Source organism: Bradyrhizobium sp. CCBAU 25360 (assembly GCF_028128695.1).
In the GTDB taxonomy this organism is placed as follows: Bacteria; Pseudomonadota; Alphaproteobacteria; order Rhizobiales; family Xanthobacteraceae; genus Bradyrhizobium; species Bradyrhizobium ottawaense.
Genome location: NZ_LBJA01000030.1, coordinates 1 through 19,811, shown reverse-complemented (window position 1 = coordinate 19,811; position 19,811 = coordinate 1). Strand labels below are relative to the sequence as shown.

Annotated in this window: 22 protein-coding genes and 1 tRNA gene; 3 read left to right on the top strand and 20 right to left on the bottom strand. The window is 65.2% G+C overall.

Features of this window, described 5'->3' with window-relative positions; genetic code table 11:
* Positions 1–17: 17 nt before the first annotated feature.
* From XH81_RS07360 to XH81_RS07325, 8 genes are all read right to left on the bottom strand, one after another.
* Positions 18–884 (bottom strand): outer membrane protein, encoded by an 867-nt coding sequence (locus XH81_RS07360; RefSeq protein ID WP_244439225.1) that lies wholly within the window; start codon positions 882–884, stop codon positions 18–20.
* Between the two features lie 157 nt (positions 885–1,041).
* Positions 1,042–1,119, bottom strand: a tRNA-Pro gene (locus tag XH81_RS07355).
* Between the two features lie 128 nt (positions 1,120–1,247).
* Entirely contained in the window at positions 1,248–1,832 is a 585-nt protein-coding gene (locus XH81_RS07350; RefSeq protein WP_028141393.1) for a MerR family transcriptional regulator, read from the bottom strand.
* A 24-nt stretch (positions 1,833–1,856) separates the two neighbouring features.
* Positions 1,857–2,198 carry an integration host factor subunit alpha gene (locus XH81_RS07345; protein ID WP_028141392.1) on the bottom strand — a complete coding sequence of 114 codons (342 nt, stop codon included), beginning with the start codon at positions 2,196–2,198 and terminating at the stop codon, positions 1,857–1,859.
* Between the two features lie 134 nt (positions 2,199–2,332).
* Positions 2,333–3,313 carry a beta-ketoacyl-ACP synthase III gene (locus XH81_RS07340; protein ID WP_028141391.1) on the bottom strand — a complete coding sequence of 327 codons (981 nt, stop codon included), beginning with the start codon at positions 3,311–3,313 and terminating at the stop codon, positions 2,333–2,335.
* Entirely contained in the window at positions 3,310–4,371 is a 1,062-nt protein-coding gene (plsX, locus tag XH81_RS07335; protein ID WP_028141390.1) for a phosphate acyltransferase PlsX, read from the bottom strand. The genes XH81_RS07340 and plsX overlap by 4 nt, the downstream gene beginning before the upstream one ends.
* Before the next feature lie 299 nt (positions 4,372–4,670).
* Positions 4,671–5,234 carry a YceD family protein gene (locus XH81_RS07330; RefSeq protein ID WP_028141389.1) on the bottom strand — a complete coding sequence of 188 codons (564 nt, stop codon included), beginning with the start codon at positions 5,232–5,234 and terminating at the stop codon, positions 4,671–4,673.
* The gene (locus XH81_RS07325; protein ID WP_028141388.1) at positions 5,231–5,794 is read right to left on the bottom strand and encodes a ubiquinol-cytochrome C chaperone family protein; all 564 of its coding nucleotides are present in this window, start codon (positions 5,792–5,794) and stop codon (positions 5,231–5,233) included. The genes XH81_RS07330 and XH81_RS07325 overlap by 4 nt, the downstream gene beginning before the upstream one ends.
* 98 nt (positions 5,795–5,892) lie before the next feature.
* On the opposite strand from XH81_RS07325, the gene XH81_RS07320 reads away from it, so the two are divergent.
* Together XH81_RS07320 and XH81_RS07315 are read left to right on the top strand one after the other, a co-directional pair.
* Positions 5,893–6,378 carry an outer membrane protein assembly factor BamE gene (locus tag XH81_RS07320; RefSeq protein WP_018320052.1) on the top strand — a complete coding sequence of 162 codons (486 nt, stop codon included), beginning with the start codon at positions 5,893–5,895 and terminating at the stop codon, positions 6,376–6,378.
* A gap of 219 nt (positions 6,379–6,597) precedes the next feature.
* Positions 6,598–7,596 (top strand): Bug family tripartite tricarboxylate transporter substrate binding protein, encoded by a 999-nt coding sequence (locus XH81_RS07315; protein ID WP_028141387.1) that lies wholly within the window; start codon positions 6,598–6,600, stop codon positions 7,594–7,596.
* A gap of 164 nt (positions 7,597–7,760) precedes the next feature.
* Here XH81_RS07315 and XH81_RS07310 read toward each other — a convergent pair whose 3' ends face one another.
* The 12 genes from XH81_RS07310 to XH81_RS07255 form a co-directional block, all read right to left on the bottom strand.
* Complete coding sequence (locus XH81_RS07310; RefSeq protein WP_028144407.1) at positions 7,761–9,881, bottom strand: sodium-translocating pyrophosphatase; 2,121 nt, start codon at positions 9,879–9,881, stop codon at positions 7,761–7,763.
* 234 nt (positions 9,882–10,115) lie between these two features.
* Positions 10,116–11,114 (bottom strand): thiamine-phosphate kinase, encoded by a 999-nt coding sequence (gene thiL, locus XH81_RS07305; RefSeq protein ID WP_028144408.1) that lies wholly within the window; start codon positions 11,112–11,114, stop codon positions 10,116–10,118.
* A 157-nt stretch (positions 11,115–11,271) separates the two neighbouring features.
* Entirely contained in the window at positions 11,272–11,769 is a 498-nt protein-coding gene (nusB, locus tag XH81_RS07300; protein WP_028144409.1) for a transcription antitermination factor NusB, read from the bottom strand.
* A gap of 4 nt (positions 11,770–11,773) precedes the next feature.
* Entirely contained in the window at positions 11,774–12,265 is a 492-nt protein-coding gene (gene ribH, locus XH81_RS07295) for a 6,7-dimethyl-8-ribityllumazine synthase (protein ID WP_028144410.1), read from the bottom strand.
* Positions 12,266–12,372: 107 nt separating this feature from the next.
* Positions 12,373–12,984 carry a riboflavin synthase gene (locus tag XH81_RS07290; protein ID WP_028144411.1) on the bottom strand — a complete coding sequence of 204 codons (612 nt, stop codon included), beginning with the start codon at positions 12,982–12,984 and terminating at the stop codon, positions 12,373–12,375.
* Positions 12,984–14,132, bottom strand: coding sequence for a bifunctional diaminohydroxyphosphoribosylaminopyrimidine deaminase/5-amino-6-(5-phosphoribosylamino)uracil reductase RibD (gene ribD, locus XH81_RS07285; RefSeq protein ID WP_028144412.1), 1,149 nt, complete (start codon positions 14,130–14,132; stop codon positions 12,984–12,986). The genes XH81_RS07290 and ribD overlap by 1 nt, the downstream gene beginning before the upstream one ends.
* Positions 14,129–14,611 (bottom strand): transcriptional regulator NrdR, encoded by a 483-nt coding sequence (gene nrdR / locus XH81_RS07280; RefSeq protein ID WP_011087793.1) that lies wholly within the window; start codon positions 14,609–14,611, stop codon positions 14,129–14,131. The genes ribD and nrdR overlap by 4 nt, the downstream gene beginning before the upstream one ends.
* Before the next feature lie 15 nt (positions 14,612–14,626).
* Positions 14,627–15,925 (bottom strand): serine hydroxymethyltransferase, encoded by a 1,299-nt coding sequence (gene glyA, locus XH81_RS07275; protein WP_028144413.1) that lies wholly within the window; start codon positions 15,923–15,925, stop codon positions 14,627–14,629.
* A gap of 258 nt (positions 15,926–16,183) precedes the next feature.
* Positions 16,184–16,405, bottom strand: coding sequence for a hypothetical protein (locus tag XH81_RS07270; RefSeq protein WP_028144414.1), 222 nt, complete (start codon positions 16,403–16,405; stop codon positions 16,184–16,186).
* Between the two features lie 55 nt (positions 16,406–16,460).
* Entirely contained in the window at positions 16,461–16,697 is a 237-nt protein-coding gene (locus tag XH81_RS07265) for a hypothetical protein (protein WP_028144415.1), read from the bottom strand.
* Positions 16,698–16,898: 201 nt separating this feature from the next.
* A complete protein-coding gene (ldtR, locus tag XH81_RS07260; RefSeq protein WP_018320040.1) occupies positions 16,899–17,417 on the bottom strand; it encodes a transcriptional regulator LdtR in 519 nt (172 codons plus the stop codon).
* 523 nt (positions 17,418–17,940) lie between these two features.
* Positions 17,941–18,441, bottom strand: a complete 501-nt coding sequence (locus XH81_RS07255) for a DUF6163 family protein (protein WP_018320039.1) — start codon at positions 18,439–18,441, stop codon at positions 17,941–17,943.
* 124 nt (positions 18,442–18,565) lie between these two features.
* Between XH81_RS07255 and hemB the strand changes: the two genes are divergently transcribed.
* A complete protein-coding gene (gene hemB / locus XH81_RS07250) occupies positions 18,566–19,627 on the top strand; it encodes a porphobilinogen synthase (protein WP_028144416.1) in 1,062 nt (353 codons plus the stop codon).
* Positions 19,628–19,811: the final 184 nt, after the last annotated feature.

Here is a 19,811-nt window from a genome sequence, read left to right as displayed (position 1 = left end):
GAGATCTGCTCCAAAGCTCAAAAGTGATAGTTCACGCCCACTCGCGCCACGTGGAAATCCGCCCGGCCGAAATTCGCAGTGTATCTGGACAGGTTCGGACCAATACCCGTTGCGAGTGCGTTGGCCGTCACTGACGATTTGCCGAGGTCAACGTAAAGATATTCGGCCTTGAAGCTCCAACGAGGCGCAAAGCGCCATTCGCCGCCTCCACCCAACGTCCAGCCGGTCTGAATGCGGGAATTGCTCCCCGTGAAGCACGTCAATCCCGTTGTACAAGCAAATGAAGTGCCGCTGACGGAGATACTGAAGCCTCCAGGCGGTCCGTTTACGATATAGTCGTCAAATGTCGCCACCCGACCAAAAGCGAAGCCGCCGGTCCCATACAGAAGAACGCTAGGCGAGACCAGCGCCCCAAAGCGCCCACGAATACTGCCCCACCAATCAATCTTTTGCTCGGCCGAGATGGTCTGTGTGAAAGCTGGGGGCAGAATCGGCGCGGTTTCGCGACCGCTTCCGCGCAAGCTGGATGCGCTCAAGTCGCCTTCAACGCCGACGAGCCATTTGCCACCCAGCTGCCAATTGTAGCCCGCCTGCAAACCTCCCGTTACACCATTCATCGAAAAATCGTGAGCGCTGAGAGCAACCTGCCCCGCAAACGGAGCTACAAGCGGAACTCCGGGATTGAAAAGGAAAGCGGAAGCGGCGTCACTCGTAAAAACCACGGACCGGTTTGCCCATGCCCCACCAACGTTGCCGCCTACATAAAATCCCGTCCAGCTCGGGCTGGGGTCAGCTGTGCGCGCTTTCGTGAAAAGTGAAGGGCTTTGGTCAGCAGCTTCCGCCCCCGACGCGACACTCGCCAAGACTGCTACAGCGGCCAGCACTCTTCTCACGGGACGCCCCCTCCGCGATTCCAACGCGCCCGAAATTCTTAAATCATGTTGACGCTGCACGCTGTGACGTCAAGGCAACACTCGCGGAACGTTGCAACCGCAAACGTGCGGCCCGCGGTAACCCGCCCGAAAATTTGATTCTTTGAAATGGTCGGAGCGAGAGGATTTGAACCTCCGACCCCTAGTCTCCCAGACTAGTGCGCTAACCGGGCTGCGCCACGCTCCGAACGTCGTTCCATTAGCTAGGATCGGCGCGATGCGCAAGGCGAGGCCACAGCATTTTGGTGCCTCTCCCTCCATGGGCTCGGAGCCCAAGCGCCCGGAACTGCCGGCAAAGCCGACTGAACCCGCTCCTCACCCGTCCTTCAGCGCCTGATCCAGCATTTCGCGGCAGGCGACGAGGTCGGCGAGGACGCGTCCGAGGCGCTCCCGGTCCAGCGCACTAGGGCCGGCCGGGGCTGCGGCCGTCGTGCCGCCCTTGCGGAAGGTGGTGAGAATGTCCTCGTCGTCGACCTCGGTGAAGCGGAAGTCGATGCCTTCCTCCTCATCCCCCTGGTAGTCGTCATCGTCGCTGTCGGCGACGCCCTTGATGGGCGCCTCCTCGTCCTCGGGCTCCATCAGGCTGGCGCCGATGGCGTCCTCGATGGCGCCGAACGAGACCGCGGCGGCGCTGTCGGCGAGGCCCTGCACCGATTTGACGCCGTGCTCCTTCAGGATCCGCTGCACCCCGCGGATGGTGTAGCCCTCGCCGTAGAGCAGCCGGCGGATGCCCTTGAGCAGGTCGACATCGTCGGGGCGGTAATAGCGGCGGCCGCCGCTGCGCTTCATCGGCTTGATCTGGGAGAATCGGGTCTCCCAGAACCGCAGCACGTGCTGCGGAATGTCGAGTTCCTGCGCTACTTCGCTGATGGTTCGGAACGCATCCGGCGCCTTGTCCAAATGCCAAATCCTTTGCCGAAGGCGTTACGCCTCTTGTTGAGCCTTGCTGGCGTCACCGTTGGCGCGGTGCTGGCCGTTGATCCGCTGCTTCAGGATCGCCGACGGCTTGAACACCATGACACGGCGCGGCGAGATCGGCACCTCGGTGCCGGTCTTCGGGTTACGGCCGATGCGCTGACCCTTTTTGCGGACCATGAAGGACCCGAACGAGGACAGTTTCACCGTCTCGCCCTTTTCCAGGCAGTCGGTGATCTCCTTCAGCACGAGTTCCACGAAGGCGGACGATTCCGTGCGCGACAGGCCCACCTTCTGGTAGACGGCTTCGCACAGGTCGACACGCGTTACGGTTTTACTTTGATCGGTCATCGCCCTGCCCCACATCACGGCGAACAATTGTTGTCTGAAATTATGAGGTTACGTTACAGCGGTCAACAGCGCTCATCAATGCAGACGCATCGATAATCGCGGCTAAATCCGGCAAAATTTTATCGACTGTGGCTCTACCAGCGCACGAGTGCGGAGCCCCAGGTGAAGCCGCCGCCCATGGCCTCCAGCAGGACCATGTCGCCCTTCTTGATGCGGCCGTCCCTGCGGGCCACCGACAGCGCCAGCGGAATCGAGGCGGCCGAGGTATTGCCGTGACGGTCCACCGTCAGCACCACCTTCTCCGGCGCGATGTGGAGCTTGTGGGCGGAGGCGTCGATGATTCGTTTGTTGGCCTGGTGCGGCACGAACCAGTCGATGGTCTCGGCATTGAGCCCGGTGGCCTGGAAGGCATCGACGATGACGTCGGTGATCATGCCGACCGCATGCTTGAAGACCTCGCGGCCCTCCATGCGCAGATGGCCGACGGTCTGGGTCGAGGACGGTCCGCCGTCGACGAACAGCTTTGCCTTGTGGCGGCCGTCGGAGCGCAGATGCGTGGTGACGATGCCGCGATCGGTCGCGGCCTTGCCCGGCTGCTCCTGCGCCTCCAGCACCACCGCGCCGGCGCCATCGCCGAACAGCACGCAGGTGCCGCGGTCGTTCCAGTCGAGGATGCGCGAGAAGGTCTCGGCGCCGATCACCAGCGCGCGCTTGAAGGCGCCGGTGCGCAGGAAATTGTCGGCGGTGGCGAGCGCGAACACGAAGCCCGAGCATACCGCCTGGAGGTCGAAGGCCGCGCCGTGGGTGATACCGAGCCCGTGCTGCACGGCAACGGCCGTCGCGGGGAAGGTGTTGTCCGGCGTCGAGGTCGCGAGCACGATCAGGTCGATCGACTGCGCGTCCATGCCGGCATCGGTCAGCGCGGCCTGCGCCGCCTTGATCGCCAAGTGCGAGGTGAACTCGCCCTCGGCCGCGATGTGGCGCTCGCGAATGCCGGTGCGCTGCACGATCCACTCGTCGGAGGTGTCGATACGCGCCGCCAATTGGGCGTTGGTCACCACCTGCTCCGGCAGATAGGAGCCGCAGCCGAGCACGACCGAACGAATTTGAGTCACGAAACAGCCTCCTGCGCGGCCTGCACGGAATTGAGTGCACCACCCTCGCGGTTGAGCATCTGATTGATCTTGTTCAGGAGATCGTAGTGAGCCATCTCATAGCCAACATCGATCGCATAGGCAAAGCCTTCGGCGCTGGTTCCGCCGTGGCTCTTGACCACTAATCCGTTCAAACCCAGGAACACGCCGCCATTGGACTTGTTCGGGTCCATCTTGTCGCGCAGGGCCTGGAAGGCGCTGCGTGCAAAGAGATAGCCGAGCTTCGACAGCCAGCTCCGCTGCATCTCGTTGCGGAGTAAGTCCGCCATCTGCCGCGCGGTTCCCTCGGCGGCCTTGAGCGCGATGTTGCCGCTGAAACCTTCGGTCACGATGACGTCGGCCAGCCCCTTGCCGATGCCGTCGCCCTCGACGAAGCCGATATAGTCGAGCTCCGGCAGGTTCCTGGCACGCAGGATCTCGCTGGCCTCGCGGATCTCCTCGTGCCCCTTGATCTCTTCGGCCCCGATATTGAGCAGCCCGACCGTGGGGCGCTTCCTGTCGAACAGCACGCTCGCCATCGCCGCGCCCATCACCGCGAGCGACACCAGATGGTGCGCGTCGCCGCCGATGGTGGCGCCGAGGTCGAGCACGATGGAATCGCCGCGCCTGGTCGGCCAAACGCCCGTGATCGCCGGGCGATCGATCCCCTTCAGCGTGCGCAGGTGGAAGCGCGACATCGCCATCAGCGCGCCGGTATTGCCGGCGGAGACCGCGACATCCGCCTCGCCCTTCTTCACGGCATCGATGGCGAGCCACATCGAGGAGGTCTTGCGGCCGCGCCGCAGCGCCTGGCTCGGCTTGTCCGAGCCGCTGACGGCCACGTCGGTGTGGATGATCGTCGAAGCGGCCTTGAGGGCCGGATGTTTCTCGAGCTCGGGCTCGATCTTGGCGCGGTCCCCGACCAGCAGGAACTCGGTCTCGCGATGCCTCTGAAGCGAGATGGCGGCGCCGGGAATGACCACGGCGGCGCCGGCGTCGCCCCCCATGGCGTCCAGCGCGATGCGAACCTTGCTTGGCATAAAAGTCCTGGAAACCTGGTCTGGTGCGGTCTTGGATCAGCGGGACCGCAAAATGAGTTCGCCACGGACATGGCGGCCGGCCAAGCGCCACGCCGCACCCGGGCCGGGGCGCGACAATAGCGTTTTGTTACCCCGAAACAACCTCTTGCCCCCAGCCTTTTGCATCCGGGGCGATCCGGCCGCGAACCGCGAAATTTGCAAGAAACACACTGAAATCAGTCAGATAAAGAGCGCTTTGAAACCATCCCGGCAAATGCCTCGCGCACCCCCGCAAGACGATCCCGCGGGGAAATGCCCGGCTATCGGCCCTTCTTGTTGTCCTGGAGCGCCTTCAGGGCTGCGAATGGATGGTCCTCCGGATCGGGAGCGGTGACCTCCGCCTCGAACACGACACCCTCCTTGCGCGGATAGGGATCGATCGCCAGGAACAGGGCGTCGGTGGCGAGCCGGCCGAGGTCGATGATCCCACCCACGATCGCCTCGGGCGGGTCGGCGACCTCCGGCGGCTCCTTGTCGTCCTGCCCCTCAGCGATCAGGTCGGCGAGACGCCGCGCCTCGGCCTCGGGGGCGAACATCAGGTCCACCTCCTCCTCGATCTCGCTTTCGATCGGATCGAGCGTGACCACGCAGGTCTGGCCGATTCGGGCCCGGACGCTGCCGGTCACCTGGACCCGGCCGCCGCTCCTGGGCACCACGTCGAACTCGGCCTCGGCCGACAGGACTTCGCGGAGGCCCGCAAGCCCGGCCATCGCCTGCCGCTCGGCGGCCGAGGCCTCGAGCTTGCGGTGCAGGCCGGTGTCGGGGATTTGCGCAACGATGATTGGGACCCGCCAGGGATCTGGCTCGGTATTTGGTCGGCTCATGGCTTGTCGCCCTCGGGAAGCGCTGGAGGAAACCTGAAGGAGGCGCGCAGCAGCGCGGCCTCGTCGGCCCGGCCGAGATCGGCCTCGGTGACCCGCGCATAGGCCGCAAGCCGCCTCGCCTGGTCCAGGTCGGTCCCGTTCAAGATATTCTTGCGGATCGCCTCTGCCAGGGCCTCGCCGCCGGCCTCGATGGCCTGGTCATAGGCCTGGACGCGGCCGTAAAACGCCTCGCCGAACGCCCGCATCCGCTTCGGCACGGTCTGGTCGCCCACCCCCATCTCGCGCAGATTGTCGTCCATGTCCTCGCAGAAGCGGTCGAACAGCGCCTGCGACAGCTCCGAGGCTCCTGCGATGGCGCCCTGAACCGTGCGCAGGCGCCGCAGCAGCAGCCACAGATGCAGCAGCAACAGGTCGAAACGCCCGTTAACCGTATCGGGCACGCCCAAGTCGCGGTAAAACATGGGTTCTCGCGCCTGCGTCACGATCATGCCATAGATGGCTTCAATGGTGCCCGACGGGGTTAGCCGGGGTTTCCTGAAGTGATTGAACGGCCAAAGCATTGTGGTTTCCGCAAGCGGGCGCGCGCGAGTTGCATTCAGACGCCCAGCCCGGTACTTCAGCGCCTCGCGCGACGCAAGGGGACGGAATCAGTTCCGCTATGACGACAACGAACCAGATCAGCCTGCGCGCGGACAAGCGGCGCGGCCTTCATGCACGCTGGCGCGGCTTGCGCATGCTCGCCGCCGTCGCCCTGGTCGGCGCCGCGCTCACGGGCTGCACGGGCGAGCAATTCCAGAAGGGTTACATCCTGCCGCCCGGCGCGCTGGAGCAGATTCCGATCGGCGCGAGCCAGGACCAGGTGCTGATCGTGATGGGCACGCCCTCCACGGTCGCGACCCTCGACGGCGAGGTGTTCTACTACATCTCGCAGCGCTCGGAGCGCATGGTCGCCTTCATGAACCAGAAGGTGGTCGATCAGCGCGTCATCGCGATCTATTTCGACAAGAACCGGCGCGTGCGGCGTCTCGCGAATTACGGTCTGCAGGACGGCAAGATCTTCGACTTCATCAGCCGCACCACGCCGACGTCGGGCCAGGAGATGAGCTACCTCACGCCGCTGTTCAAGCTGCTCAGCTTCAACTGAGTCCCCGAAGCGTTTTCGGGTGAAGCCGGGGACCGGCTCGCATCAGGAAAACGCTTCAAGACAAGCACCCAGAACGCCTTCCAATTCCGCCGGAAGGTATATGGCCCTCGCCTGCGGCGTCGTGCCGCCGTCCACGCGGCACTGACCGCCGCGCGCGACTTGCCGTCGCACCTGCGGTTTCCTACCCTCCCTGCAAAGAAAGAAGCAGGGAGTGGATTCGTGCCTAAGACTTTGTCCCGACGTCGCGTGCTCACCGGAATGGCCGGCCTTTCGGCCGCAGCGATCCTGCCGCGATCGAGCCTTGCGGACTGGAAGCCGACCGAAAACGTCCGCCTCGTCGTGCCGGCTGCGGCCGGCGGCTCGACCGACGTGTTGGGCCGGCTCCTGGCCGCGCATCTGCAAACCGCCTGGGGCCAGTCGGCTGTCGTGGAAAACCGCTCGGGCGGCGGCGGCACGATCGGCACCGCCGAGGTGGTTCGTGCCAAGCCCGACGGCCACACCATCCTGGTCGGCAATCCCGGTCCGAACGCGATCGCCTACAGCATCTTCAAGAATCTGACCTACAAGCCGGACCAGCTCCAGCCGGTCTCCAACATGATCCGGATCCCGAACATCGTGTCGGCGCATCCGAAGACCGGCATCAAGTCGGTCGCCGAGCTGATCGCCTATCTCAAGGCCAATCCGGACAAGCTCAGCTACGCCTCCTCCGGCGTCGGCCAGAGCCCTCACCTCACCGGCGCCTGGTTCCTCCAGCTCACCGGCCTCAAGATGACGCACATCCCGTTCCGCGGTGCGGGCCCCGCGCTTCAAGCCGCACTGGCGGGCGACATCCAGATCCTGTTCGACAATCTCTATCCGAGCCTGCCGCAGGTGCAGAACGGCACGCTCAACGGCCTCTGCGTCACCACCACCGAGCGCAGCGACCTCGCGAAGGACCTGCCGACCATGCGCGAGAGCGCACCGGAGCTGGCGAATTTCGACGTCTCGTCATGGTTCTCGGTCTTCCTGCCGAAGGGCGTCTCGCCCGAGGTGCTGAGCGCGCTCAATCTCCAGGTCAAGGCGATGCTGGAGCGCGACGACATCAAGAAGCAGATCGCCGCCATGGGCGCCCGCGCCGATTACGGCACGCCCGAGCAGTTCGCCGCCTTCGTGGATGCCGAGACGAAGAAGTTCGCCGGCATCATCCAGAAGGAAGGACTGCAGATGGACGTGCAGTGACGCACGGCCGCGGTCTGTAGGGCGGATTAGCAAAGCGTAATCCGCCTTCGATGCAGTTTGGGCGGCGGCGGATTACGCTTCGCTAATCCGCCCTACGCACTGTCACGACAAACAAAAACCCCGCGGCTCGCGCCGCGGGGTTTGTCTTGTCTCGTCTGCGCCGCTCAGTGCGCCAGGATCGCCAGCAGCAGCAGGGCCACGATGTTGGTGATCTTGATCATCGGGTTCACCGCGGGACCCGCCGTGTCCTTGTAGGGATCGCCGACGGTGTCGCCGGTCACCGCCGACTTGTGGGCGTCAGAGCCCTTGCCGCCGAAATGACCGTCCTCGATGTACTTCTTGGCGTTGTCCCAGGCGCCGCCGCCCGAGGTCATGGAGATCGCGACGAACAGGCCCGTCACGATGACGCCGAGCAGCATGGCACCGACGGCGGAGAACGCCGCCGACTTGCCGGCCGCGCCGCCGCCCGCGATCGCGTAGATCAGGAAGTAGACGACGATCGGTGACAGCACCGGGAGCAGCGAGGGGATGATCATCTCCTTGATCGCCGCCCGGGTCAGCAGGTCGACCGCCTTGCCGTAATCAGGCTTGTCGGTGCCCTGCATGATGCCCGGCTTCTCGCGGAACTGGCGCCGGACCTCCTCGACGATCGCGCCGGCGGCACGGCCCACCGCGGTCATGCCCATCGCGCCGAACAGATACGGCAACAGGCCGCCGAACAGCAGGCCTACCACCACATACGGGTTGTTGAGCGAGAAGTCCGGATTGACGCCGGCGAAGTAGGGATGGTGCGCGGAGTCTGCAACGAAGAACTTGAGGTCCTGGTTGTAGGCCGCAAACAGCACGAGGGCACCGAGACCGGCCGAGCCGATCGCGTAGCCCTTGGTGACCGCCTTGGTGGTATTGCCGACCGCGTCGAGCGCATCGGTCGACTTGCGCACCTCCTTCGGCAGGCCCGCCATCTCGGCGATGCCGCCCGCGTTGTCCGTCACCGGGCCGAATGCGTCGAGCGCGACGACCATGCCGGCCAGCGCCAGCATGGTGGCGGTCGCGATCGCGATGCCGAACAGGCCGGCGAGGCTATAGGTGACCAGGATGCCGGCGATGATCACGATCGCGGGGAGCGCGGTCGCTTCCATCGAGACGGCGAGGCCCTGGATCACGTTGGTGCCGTGGCCGGTCACCGAGGCCTGGGCGATCGACTTCACCGGACGATAGTCGGTTCCGGTGTAGTATTCGGTGATCCAGATGATCAGCGCGGTGACGATGAGGCCGACCACGCCGCATTGGAACAGCGCCATGCCGGTATAGTCGACGCCATCGAGCTTGCCGAAGCCGATCAGGCTGTAGATCACGCCGGCGATGCCGATCAGCGACAGGACGCCGGTTGCGATCAGGCCCTTGTACAGCGCACCCATGATCGACTGGCTCGGCCCGAGCTTGACGAAGAAGGTGCCGATGATCGAGGTGATGATGCAGATGCCGCCGATCGCGAGCGGCAGCGTCATCATGTTGGCGAGGATCGGCGTCTTGGCGAAGAAGATCGCGGCGAGCACCATGGTGGCGACCGCGGTCACCGCATAGGTCTCGAACAAATCGGCGGCCATGCCGGCGCAGTCGCCGACATTGTCGCCGACGTTGTCGGCGATGGTGGCCGGGTTGCGCGGATCGTCCTCGGGAATGCCGGCCTCGACCTTGCCGACGAGGTCGCCGCCGACGTCCGCACCCTTGGTGAAGATGCCGCCGCCGAGACGGGCGAAGATCGAGATCAGCGAGGCGCCGAAGCCGAGCGCCACCATGGCGTCGATGACGGTGCGGCTGTCAGGCGCAAGCTTCAGCGAATGCACCAGGAAGCCGAAATAGAGCGTCACCCCGAGCAATGCGAGACCTGCCACCAGCATGCCGGTGATCGCGCCCGCCTTGAAGGCTAGCTCGAGGCCGCCGGCGAGCGAGGTGGTCGCCGCCTGGGCGGTCCGCACATTGGCGCGGACCGAGACATTCATGCCGATGAAGCCGGCCGCCCCCGACAGGACGGCGCCGATCAGAAAGCCGATGGCGACGTAGATTCCGAGGAAATAGACAAGCAAGAGGAAGATGACCACGCCGACGATGCCGATCGTCGTGTACTGGCGCCGCAGATACGCCTGTGCACCCTCAGCGACCGCCCCCGCGATCTCCTGCATGCGCGGCGACCCCGCATCCGCGCTTAACACCGAAGACGTCGCCCAAATCGCGTAAACGACGGAAAGCACTCCGCAGAGCACTATCAACCATAATGCTGTCATGTGATTTTTGCCTCAGATCCTTGATGTACCCCCGGCGCCTTTTGTTGTCCGTCGAGCGGTGCGGCGCCTTGATTTCGAACAAAGCCGCCCCTTGCCCAAAAGGGGCGGCCTCAGTCGGTCGCAAGCTTGCCAAAATCAAATTGAGGGTGCAACGCCGGATAAGGCCGAAAACGCCGATCTCGGCAGGTATTTAGACCAAGTGCAGCGAACTAAGATGCCGGTTTGGAGCAATTCCTAGAAGTGGCTGTAGGACAGCCGCCTCAAGACCAATTCCTGGCCCTGCCCGTCCAGGAAGCGCGGCCCTTGCTTCCCCGCGACGATTGTGCCGATCGCGGTGACGGCAAGACCGGCCGCCCGCCCCGCGGCAATCAGCGCATCTGCCTGCGCGGGCGGAACGGTACACAGCACCTCGTAATCGTCGCCCCCCGCAAGCAGCGTCTCGACGCAAACGACGTTGCGGGCAATCAGGCTTGCTGCCGCGGCCGAGAGCGGCACGCTTGCCACGTCGACCATGGCCGAGACCCCGGACGCTGCGCAGAGTTTGGTCAGATCGCCGGCGAGCCCGTCGGAGACGTCCATCGCCGCGGTCGCATGATCGCGCACGGCCCATGCCAGCGGGTTGCGCGGCTGCGGCACGCGATAGCGGGAGACCAGGGCTTCCCTTGCCGCCGGATCGGTCGCAAGCGCTGCGGCAGCGGCACCACCCGTGAGCACGTCGAGGCCGAGCGCAGCGTCGCCGATCGTGCCGGTCACCAGGATGCGATCGCCTGGCCTCGCGCCGGTCCGGCCGACCATCCGCCCCTGCGGCACGCGGCCGAAGGCGGTGATCGAGATCATCTGCGGACCCGGCGTCGACACCGTGTCACCGCCGAGCAGCGGACAGGCGAATTCCTTTGCGTCCTCGCCCAGCGCGTCCGCGAAGGGCTGGAGCCAGGCATCCTCCCTGCTGCGCAGCGCCAGCGTCAGCACGAATCCTGCAGGCGTCGCGCCCTTGGCGGCGAGATCGGACAGGTTCACCCGCAGCGCCTTGCGCGCGATGGTGTCAGGGGGATCGGTGGCAAGATAGTGCACGCCTTCGATGACGGCGTCGGTGGTGACGACGATGTCATCGCCGAACGACGACAGCACCGCCGCGTCATCGACCAGACCGAACGCGCCGGGATCGGTCGCCAGCGGCTTGAAATAGCGCGCGATGAGGGAGTCTTCGGCGGAGGGGTTTTGCGTGTTCGTCATCGGCGCCGGCCTCAAACTTCGCTGTCATCGCCCAGCCAGTGCGCACTTGCGCACCAGGACCGGGCGATCCAGTACGCCGCGAAGCCGATTATCAATCACCGCTGCCGCGGCGTACTGGATCACCCTCTTTCGCGGGTGATGACAGCGGAGTGAATGTCTACCCCCGTCCGAACTCGTCGCCGCGAAATTGGCGGCCGATCTGGTCGAGCACGGCGTTGACCATGCCGGTCTCCTCGCGGTCGACGAAGGCGTTGGCGACGTCGACATATTCGGAGATGACGACGCGGCCCGGCACGTCCTTGCGGTGCTCCAGCTCATAGGCCCCTGCCCGCAGCACCGCGCGCAGGATCGCTTCGATCCGCTTCAAGGGCCAGCCCTTCGACAGCGCCTCGTCGATCAGGGGATCGAGCTTCTTCTGGTCGCGCACGACGCCCGAGACGACGTCGCGGAAGAAGGCCGCCTCGGCCGGCAGGTAGGTGTCGCCCTCGACCTCGTTGCCGAGCCAATGGCTCTCGAACTCGGCGAAGATGTCGTTGATGCCGGCGCCGGCGATATCCATCTGGTACAGCGCCTGCACCGCCGCGAGCCGCGCCGCGCCGCGCCGGTTCGCCTTCTTCTCGTTTGGCCCTGCCGGCTTCTTGGTGGGATCAGCCATGGCTTCAGGCCCGCGCCATGCGGCGTTTGATGCGCAACATCGCAAGCGCCGCACGTGCGGCATCGCCGCCCTTGTTGAGCTCGCTGGCGCGCGCCCGCGCCCAGGCCTGCGCCTCATTGTTGACGGTGAGGATGCCGTTGCCGAGCGGCAGCTTTCGCGCCACGGCAAGATCCATCAGCGCGCGCGAGGATTCCTGCGACACGATCTCGAAATGGATGGTGTCGCCGCGGATCACGCAGCCGAGCGCGATCACCGCGTCATAGGGCTTTCCGTTCGCCGCCGCCGCGTCGATCGCGATGGCGACTGCCGCAGGGATCTCCAGCGCGCCGGGAACCGTGATCACGTCATGCGTCAGGCCCGCCGCCTTCAATTCGGTCACCGCGCCGTCCAGAAGCGCGTCCTGGAGATCGTCATAGAACCGCGCCTCGACAATCAGCGCGCGCGCGCCGGAAATGTCGGTCTGGTCCTTCAGGGGTGCGCGCCGCGCGTCTGCCATCGTCTCAATCCGTTTACTGGGGTCGGCGCGTTATGTAGTCGCCGCGGGCACGTAAGCCAAGTTCAAAGACTGTCATTCCGGGGCGCGAAGCGAACCCGGAATGACGACTACGCCGTCATTTCCGTCAGCCGCGCCGCGTAGCGGGCCATCAGGTCGACCTCGATATTGACCTCGTCCCCCGCCTTCCAGCCACCGATCGTCGTGACCGAGAGCGTGTGCGGGATGATCAGCACCGAAAAAGTCACGTCCCTGACCGTATTGACCGTGAGCGAAACGCCGTCGAGCGTGATCGAGCCCTTGGTGGCGATGAACCGCGCCAGCTCCCGCGTGGTCGAGAGCTCGAACCGCGCCATGTCGGGCAGATCCTCGCGGCTGACGAGGGTCGCGATACCGTCGACATGGCCGGCGACGATGTGCCCGCCGAGCTCGTCGCCGATCTTGAGCGCGCGCTCGAGGTTGAGCTTCGTTCCGAGCTTCCAGTGCTTTGCCGTGGTCAGCGCCAGCGTCTCGGCCGCCGCATCGACGTCATACCAGGTTTTGCCGCCTGCGACGCCGGAGGCAACCACGGTCAGGCAGACGCCGTTGCTGGCAATCGAGGCACCGTCGGCGATGGTGGTCTGATCGTAGCGGCAGGCGATGCGCAGCCGGTGCAATTGCCCTTGCGCCACAGGCGTGAAGCTGACGATCTCGCCGATATCGGTGACAATGCCGGTGAACATTACGCGCGCTCGTAGATGGTGAGAGTATCCTTGTCGAATGTTTCGCTAGCATGAACCTTGTAGGCCTGCGACTGCGTGATTTTCGACAGGGGCAATGCATCGAGCGCATCGACGCCGCCGCTGCCCACCGCTTCCGTGCCGCGGAACAGCCAGATCTCGTCGACGAGGTCGGCCGCGACGAACGAAGCCGCAACGCGGCTGCCGCCCTCGACCATCAGGCGGGTGATGCCCTTCCCGGCCAGCGCATGCAGCGCGGCCGGCAAATCGAGCCCGGAGGCACTTGCCGGCGGGATGCGGATCACTTGCGCGCCGGTCGCGCCGAGACGTGTTGCTGCCGCGGCTTCCGCAAGGTCGGAGCCCATCACCCAGAGCGGCGTCTCGCGCGCGGAGCCTATGAGCTTGCTTCCCCCGGGAATGCGCAGGCTCTGATCGAGCACCACGCGCACCGGCGAGCGCGCCGCCATGCCCGGCAGGCGGCAGGTGAGAAGCGGGTCGTCCGCCAGCACCGTGCCGATGCCGACCAGGATCGCATCGCTCTGCGCCCGCAGGAGATGCACGCGATTGCGCGCCGCCTCCCCCGTGATCGCGACCGGCTTGCCGCCGGCGGCGCCGATCTTGCCGTCGGGCGAGACCGCCAGCTTCAGGATCACATGCGGGCGCTTGTCCCGGATGCGACGGAAATGCCCGGCATGGTCGAAGGCGGCTTCCGCCGCGCACAGGCCTACATCTACTGTGATGCCGGCGGCGCGCAGGCGCGCATGGCCCTGCCCCGCGACCTCAGGATTGGGATCCTCGATCGCCGCCACCACCCGCTTGATGCCGGCCGCGATCACCGCGTCGGCGCAAGGCGGCGACTTGCCGAAATGCGAGCAAGGTTCGAGCGTGACGTAGAGCGTGGCGCCGCGTGCGGTCTCACCGGCCCGCCGCAAGGCTTCGGGCTCGGCATGCGGGCGTCCACCTGTCTGGGTCCAGCCGCGGCCGACGATGACACCGTCCTTGACGACGACGGCACCGACCGCCGGGTTGGGCCAGGTGCGCCCCTGCCCGCGGCGTCCGAGCGCCAGCGCCAGCTCCATGAAGCGGCGATCGGCGTCCCTGGCCTCGCGGGCCTTCTGCGCGAACTGATCCTCCAGGATACGGAAGATCATTTGCGGATCGCGGCGAGCCGCGCTTCCTCCTCACCGGAGAGCTCGCCGAGCACGTCGGCGAAATCCTTGGCCTCGCGGAAATTGCGATAGACCGAGGCGAAGCGCACATAGGCGACGTCGTCGAGCGTGCGCAGATGCTCCATCACGGTCTCGCCGATCACCTCGGAGGAGATCTCGGCCTCGCCCCCGGTCTCGAGCTCGCGCACGATGGTGGAGACCATCTTCTCCACCCGCTCCGGCTCGACCTGCCGCTTGCGCAAAGAAATCTGCACCGAGCGCATCAGCTTGTCGCGGTCGAACGGCACGCGGCGGCCGTTGCGCTTGATCACCGTGAGCTCGCGCAATTGCACGCGCTCGAAGGTGGTGAAGCGGAAATTGCAGGCGACGCACACGCGCCGCCTGCGGATCACGGAAGAGTCCTCGGTCGGACGCGAGTCCTTTACCTGCGTATCGAGACTATTGCAGTTCGGGCAGCGCATCCTCGTGGCCCAGCCTTACTGATAGATCGGGAACCGATCGGTGAGCGCCTTGACGCGTTCCTTGATCGCGGCTTCCACCAGCGGCGCCTTGCCGTCGTCCGACTGCGCGATCGCATTGAGGACCTCGGCGATCATGCCGCCGACCTGCTGGAATTCTGCGACGCCGAAGCCGCGGGTGGTCGCCGCCGGCGTGCCCAGACGAATACCGGAGGTCACGAACGGCGACTCGGGGTCGAACGGAATGCCGTTCTTGTTGCAGGTGATGGCAGCGCGAACCAGCGCCTTCTCCGAGGCGTTGCCCTTCAGGCCCTTCGGCCTGAGATCGACCAGCATCAGATGGTTGTCGGTGCCGCCGGAGACGATGTCGAAGCCGTGGCTCTTCATCGCCTCGGCCAGCGCCTTGGCGTTCTCGACGACGTTCTTGGCGTAGACCTTGAAGTCCGGACGCAGCGCCTCGCCGAAGGCGACCGCCTTGGCCGCGATCACGTGCATCAGGGGGCCGCCCTGCAGCCCCGGGAAGATCGCCGAGTTGAACTTCTTGGTCAGCGCCTCGTCATTCCACAGCATCAGGCCGCCGCGCGGACCGCGCAGCGATTTGTGCGTCGTCGTCGTGGTGATGTGGGCATGCGGCACGGGCGAGGCATGCACGCCGCCGGCGACGAGGCCCGCGAAGTGCGCCATGTCGACCAGCAGATACGCGCCGACGCTGTCCGCGATCTCGCGGAAGCGCTTGAAGTCCCAGGCACGCGAATAGGCCGAGCCGCCCGCGACGATCAGCTTCGGCTTGACCTCTTCGGCCTGCTTCTGGACCGCGTCCATGTCGATGATCTGGTCCTCGCGGCGCACGGTGTAGTGCGCGGCCTTGAACCATTTGCCGCTCATGTTGACGGGCGAGCCGTGGGTGAGATGGCCGCCGGCCGCAAGGTCGAGGCCCATGAAGGTGTCGCCGGGCTGCAGCAGCGCCAGGAACACCGCCTGGTTCATCTGGCTGCCGGAGTTCGGCTGCACGTTGGCGAATTTGGCACCGAACAGCTTCTTGGCGCGATCGATCGCGAGGTTCTCGGCGACGTCGACCCACTCACAACCGCCATAGTAGCGCGCGCCCGGATAGCCTTCCGCGTATTTGTTGGTCATCACCGAACCCTGCGCTTCCAGCACGGCCCGGCTGACGATGTTCTCGGAGGCGATCAGCTCGACCTCATGGCGCTGCCGGCCGAGCTCGCCCTTGATGGCGGCGGCGATTTCCGGGTCGGCCTGCTCGAGCGAGGCAGTGAAAAACGAATCGGGCGCGGAGGCGGTTTTTGCTGAAGTCATCTTGCGAATATCTCCACCGCCGCAGCCTTTTGGCGGGCTACGGGCGGGTCTGGTGTGGCGATCGGAAGCACGCGCGATCTACCACATCGCCCGCAACAGGCCAAGCATTTGCGGGTCGGGCCTGATATTTATGCAAGATATGGTGGAGGGTGGCGGTTTTCGGCACTTGGGCCGGCTCTGGGGAGCCGCCCGTCCACCCCTCCCGAATGGGGCCGCTTTGGGCCCTAACTCCTCATCCGTGGAGCCGCCGGCTGTCTATCACAGCCCGGTATACCCCGCCTTCACAGGGTCCACGCTGCCGTCGAGCTGGCGCAGATAAGTCAGGCCGCACACCGTCAACCTGTGCGGGTCCTTCTCGCCCGCTTCCATCAGGGTGGTGAGGTAGTTCGTGACCTTGGCCCGTGCCTCCTCGCTGGCCGCAGCGGTGCGGTTGGCGAGCAGGTCATAGGTCTGCATGATGCGGTCGATGGCGGCTTCCATGGCACCCTCTGGTTCGTGCGATATTCTGGGTTCGTCGGTATTTTGCGACTGTTGATCAGGCAACCGCGCGGGCCTCGGCCTGCGCCTGGAACCGGGCGATCGCCGTGTTGGCGAGCCGGATCTTGTTGAACTCCCCGTTCTGGAGCAGCTTGATGATGATCCCGAGCAGATGTTCGTCGGTCACGAGCGTATCGGCAATCGCGCCGGACCGGCGAAGGTAGTTCGCGGCAATGGCGTAGGCCTCGCTCACGAGTTCCACGTTCATCGCCTGCAACCCGCGCTCGACCAGCATCGCCCTGTCTCCGATCCGAAGGAGATAAGCGCCAAGCCCGGAACTGGTTCCTCGGGGTCGCAAAATTTTCTTCGCAGGTGCAAAATGCAAAACGCACCGGTCCGGGGGCAACTCCGGGCCGGCGCGCTGGGGAAGTTGAGGCACGTTCGGGCGGCTTGCCGGTCTTGTTGCGGGGCCGGCTTGGCCTTATCCCTTGGAAACTCAGAGCCGATACAGGATCTGGTCGGTCCAGAACCGCTCGAGGCGGTGCAGCGACTTGTTGAGGGTCGAGAATTCCTCGCCGGAGATGCCGCCGACCTGCTCCACCGTCTTGACGTGCTTCTGGTAGAGCGCATCGACGATGCGGCGGACTTCCTGGCCCTGCGGGGTCAGGCGAATGCGCACCGAGCGGCGATCGACGCGCGAGCGCTGATGATCGAGGAAGCCGAGCTCGACGAGCTTCTTCAAATTGTAGGAGACGTTGGAGCCGAGATAGTAGCCACGCGTGCGCAGCTCGCCCGCGGTCAGCTCCTTGTCGCCGATGTTGTAGAGCAGGAGAGCCTGCACCGAGTTGATGTCCGCGCGGCCGCGGCGATCGAATTCGTCCTTGATCACGTCGAGGAGCCGGCGATGCAGCCGCTCCACCAGAGTCAAAGCTTCCAGATAGAGCGACTGCACCGAACCCTGCTGGCCGGAGACGCGCTCTGCGGTATCTGCCGCAGTTGCGACGGCTTTCATCATGACACTTCCCCTGTTGTCGTTTTTATCGACACTTATTCGACGAAACTTGTGTCCCGTCTGATAGGTGCAACTTAAGGGGCTCGTTTGAAGATCGGCTTAAATAAGAGAATAAAGAGATCATGAATTTAAGACAGTGAATTGCGGATTAAGCCTGTGCCACAAGCACTTTTCGCAACGCTCTGTTGACCTTCGCAAGGTCCTGTTCACCCTCCGTCCGCCGCAACTGTCGCATTCCAGAACAGCCCCGCTTCGTTTCGAAACGGGCGCGTAACGGCTGTGGCGGAACCGGCTGGTCAACGAGAACTTACCGCAAATTTTAGGCAACCAACGGTCAACCAAACCGGCACAACTCCGCAAGCTCCACTCGCGTGTCCCGGACAAGCGGAGCGCAGAGCCGGGACCCCGAAAGCCAAAAGCGGGATCGCGGAGAGATGGGCCCCGGCTCTGCAACGCAGCACGCCGCAAGTGCGGCGCGCTGCGTCGCGTCCGGGGCACGAGAGTATCTATGTATCGAAGGTGTCGCCTACGGCGGTCGCTCGCGCGCGGCCATCCAGGCGAGCGCGAGATAGGCGGCGAGCATGAAGGCTTCGACGCCGACGACGATCAGGCTGCCGCCGTAGATTCCCGGGAACATCAGCTCGATCACCGCCATCGACACTACGGTGGTCAGCCACACCACCGCGCCCCACGGCGTCGCCAGCCACAGGCCGACCGCGGCGACGAGCTCGATCACCGCGAAGTAGACGGTCGCGGCCTGCCAGGCCATCGACTGGTTCTCGAACGCCTCGTCCTCGCCGCCGACGAAGCCCGTCACCTGCGCCCAGTGATAGAGACCTTTCAGGATCGAGAGCAGCGCCATCACCCGCAGGAACAGCACGAGGCGGCGAGTCCAGACATTGTCGTCGGACTCCGAGCGCTCCGACGAGATCGCAGCCACCGACATCGCGCTGTCTCTGGCGCTGTCTCTGACGGCGTCCCTGGGGCTGCCGTCACGGGCCGCATCGCGGGTGGAAATCTCGGACATGGCCCCCTTCTGGCTGCTTCGGCCCGCAAAATCAATCGGCTGCCATCACGTTGCGGCAGGTCAAGCCGCGGTGACGGGAACCATGCGAGCTGGTATAAGAATAATTCCAGCCGGAGGAAGAGTGATGGCGATCAAATACGGACGTCCGATCGAACTGCGCGAGGTTTCGCGCCGCGAGGGAGCGGCGGTGCCCCATGCCCTCGATCTGACCGTCCGCCCGCGCCGCAATCGCAAGGCCGAATGGGCCCGGCGGATGGTGCGCGAGAACGTCCTCACCACCGACGATCTGATCTGGCCGCTGTTCCTGATCGACGGCGACAACAAACGCGAGCAGGTCGCCTCGATGCCGGGCGTCGAGCGCCTCAGCGTCGACCAGGCCGTGCGCGAGGCCGAGCGCGCCATGAAGCTCACCATCCCCTGCCTCGCGCTGTTTCCCTACACCGAGCCGTCCTTGCGCGACGAGGAAGGCTCCGAAGCCACCAATCCGAACAATCTGGTCTGCCAGGCGGTGCGCGCGATCAAGAAGGAGTTTCCTGAGATCGGCATCCTCTGCGACGTCGCGCTCGACCCCTTCACCAGCCACGGTCATGACGGCCTGATCTCGGACGGCAGGATCTTGAACGACGAGACGGTCGCCGTGCTGGTGCGTCAGGCGCTGGTGCAGGCCGAAGCCGGCTGCGACATCATCGCGCCCTCCGACATGATGGACGGCCGCGTCGCCGCGATCCGCGAGGGCCTGGACCGCACCGGCCTGCTCGACGTGCAGATCATGGCCTACGCCGCCAAATACGCTTCCGCCTTCTACGGCCCGTTCCGCGACGCCATCGGTTCGGCCAAGACGCTGACCGGCGACAAGCGCACCTATCAGATGGACAGCGCCAACACCGACGAGGCGCTGCGCGAGGTCGAGCTCGACATCACTGAGGGCGCCGACATGGTGATGGTGAAGCCCGGCATGCCCTATCTCGACGTCGTCCGCCGCGTGAAGGACACCTTTGCGATGCCGACCTTCGCCTACCAGGTCTCGGGCGAATACGCGATGATCGCGGCCGCCGCCAACAACGGCTGGCTCGACGGCGAGCGCGCCATGATGGAGAGCCTGCTCGCCTTCAAGCGCGCCGGCGCCGACGGCGTGCTGAGCTATTTTGCGCCGAAGGCGGCGGAGAGGCTGCGGTCGCAGGGGTAAGCTGGCGGGGCACCCTCACTGTCGTCCCTGCGTACGCACTAGGGCATGCACATTCTGGTGCGGCGGATTGACTCGGGTTCGCCCTGGGGGTTCCAGAATCGGAGATCTGTGTGATTCCTATTGCGGCACTCCATGGTTTGGACGGGGGTGCTGCGATGTTGTCACGGATTGACTGGACGCTGGG

What these genes read in the sequence shown, in the direction of transcription:
- thiL (WP_028144408.1), bottom strand. Translation starts at nt 11,114, where the DNA reads ATGACGAACACGCAAAACCCCTCCGCCGAAGACTCCCTCATCGCGCGC.
- XH81_RS07310 (WP_028144407.1), bottom strand. Translation starts at nt 9,881, where the DNA reads ATGACAGCATTATGGTTGATAGTGCTCTGCGGAGTGCTTTCCGTCGTT.
- XH81_RS07325 (WP_028141388.1), bottom strand. Translation starts at nt 5,794, where the DNA reads ATGCTTTGGCCGTTCAATCACTTCAGGAAACCCCGGCTAACCCCGTCG.
- plsX (WP_028141390.1), bottom strand. Translation starts at nt 4,371, where the DNA reads ATGCCAAGCAAGGTTCGCATCGCGCTGGACGCCATGGGGGGCGACGCC.
- ldtR (WP_018320040.1), bottom strand. Translation starts at nt 17,417, where the DNA reads ATGATGAAAGCCGTCGCAACTGCGGCAGATACCGCAGAGCGCGTCTCC.
- nrdR (WP_011087793.1), bottom strand. Translation starts at nt 14,611, where the DNA reads ATGCGCTGCCCGAACTGCAATAGTCTCGATACGCAGGTAAAGGACTCG.
- XH81_RS07320 (WP_018320052.1), top strand. Translation starts at nt 5,893, where the DNA reads ATGACGACAACGAACCAGATCAGCCTGCGCGCGGACAAGCGGCGCGGC.
- XH81_RS07270 (WP_028144414.1), bottom strand. Translation starts at nt 16,405, where the DNA reads ATGGAAGCCGCCATCGACCGCATCATGCAGACCTATGACCTGCTCGCC.
- ribD (WP_028144412.1), bottom strand. Translation starts at nt 14,132, where the DNA reads ATGATCTTCCGTATCCTGGAGGATCAGTTCGCGCAGAAGGCCCGCGAG.
- XH81_RS07265 (WP_028144415.1), bottom strand. Translation starts at nt 16,697, where the DNA reads ATGCTGGTCGAGCGCGGGTTGCAGGCGATGAACGTGGAACTCGTGAGC.
- XH81_RS07290 (WP_028144411.1), bottom strand. Translation starts at nt 12,984, where the DNA reads ATGTTCACCGGCATTGTCACCGATATCGGCGAGATCGTCAGCTTCACG.
- XH81_RS07345 (WP_028141392.1), bottom strand. Translation starts at nt 2,198, where the DNA reads ATGACCGATCAAAGTAAAACCGTAACGCGTGTCGACCTGTGCGAAGCC.
- XH81_RS07330 (WP_028141389.1), bottom strand. Translation starts at nt 5,234, where the DNA reads ATGAGCCGACCAAATACCGAGCCAGATCCCTGGCGGGTCCCAATCATC.
- ribH (WP_028144410.1), bottom strand. Translation starts at nt 12,265, where the DNA reads ATGGCAGACGCGCGGCGCGCACCCCTGAAGGACCAGACCGACATTTCC.
- hemB (WP_028144416.1), top strand. Translation starts at nt 18,566, where the DNA reads ATGGCGATCAAATACGGACGTCCGATCGAACTGCGCGAGGTTTCGCGC.
- glyA (WP_028144413.1), bottom strand. Translation starts at nt 15,925, where the DNA reads ATGACTTCAGCAAAAACCGCCTCCGCGCCCGATTCGTTTTTCACTGCC.
- nusB (WP_028144409.1), bottom strand. Translation starts at nt 11,769, where the DNA reads ATGGCTGATCCCACCAAGAAGCCGGCAGGGCCAAACGAGAAGAAGGCG.
- XH81_RS07255 (WP_018320039.1), bottom strand. Translation starts at nt 18,441, where the DNA reads ATGTCCGAGATTTCCACCCGCGATGCGGCCCGTGACGGCAGCCCCAGG.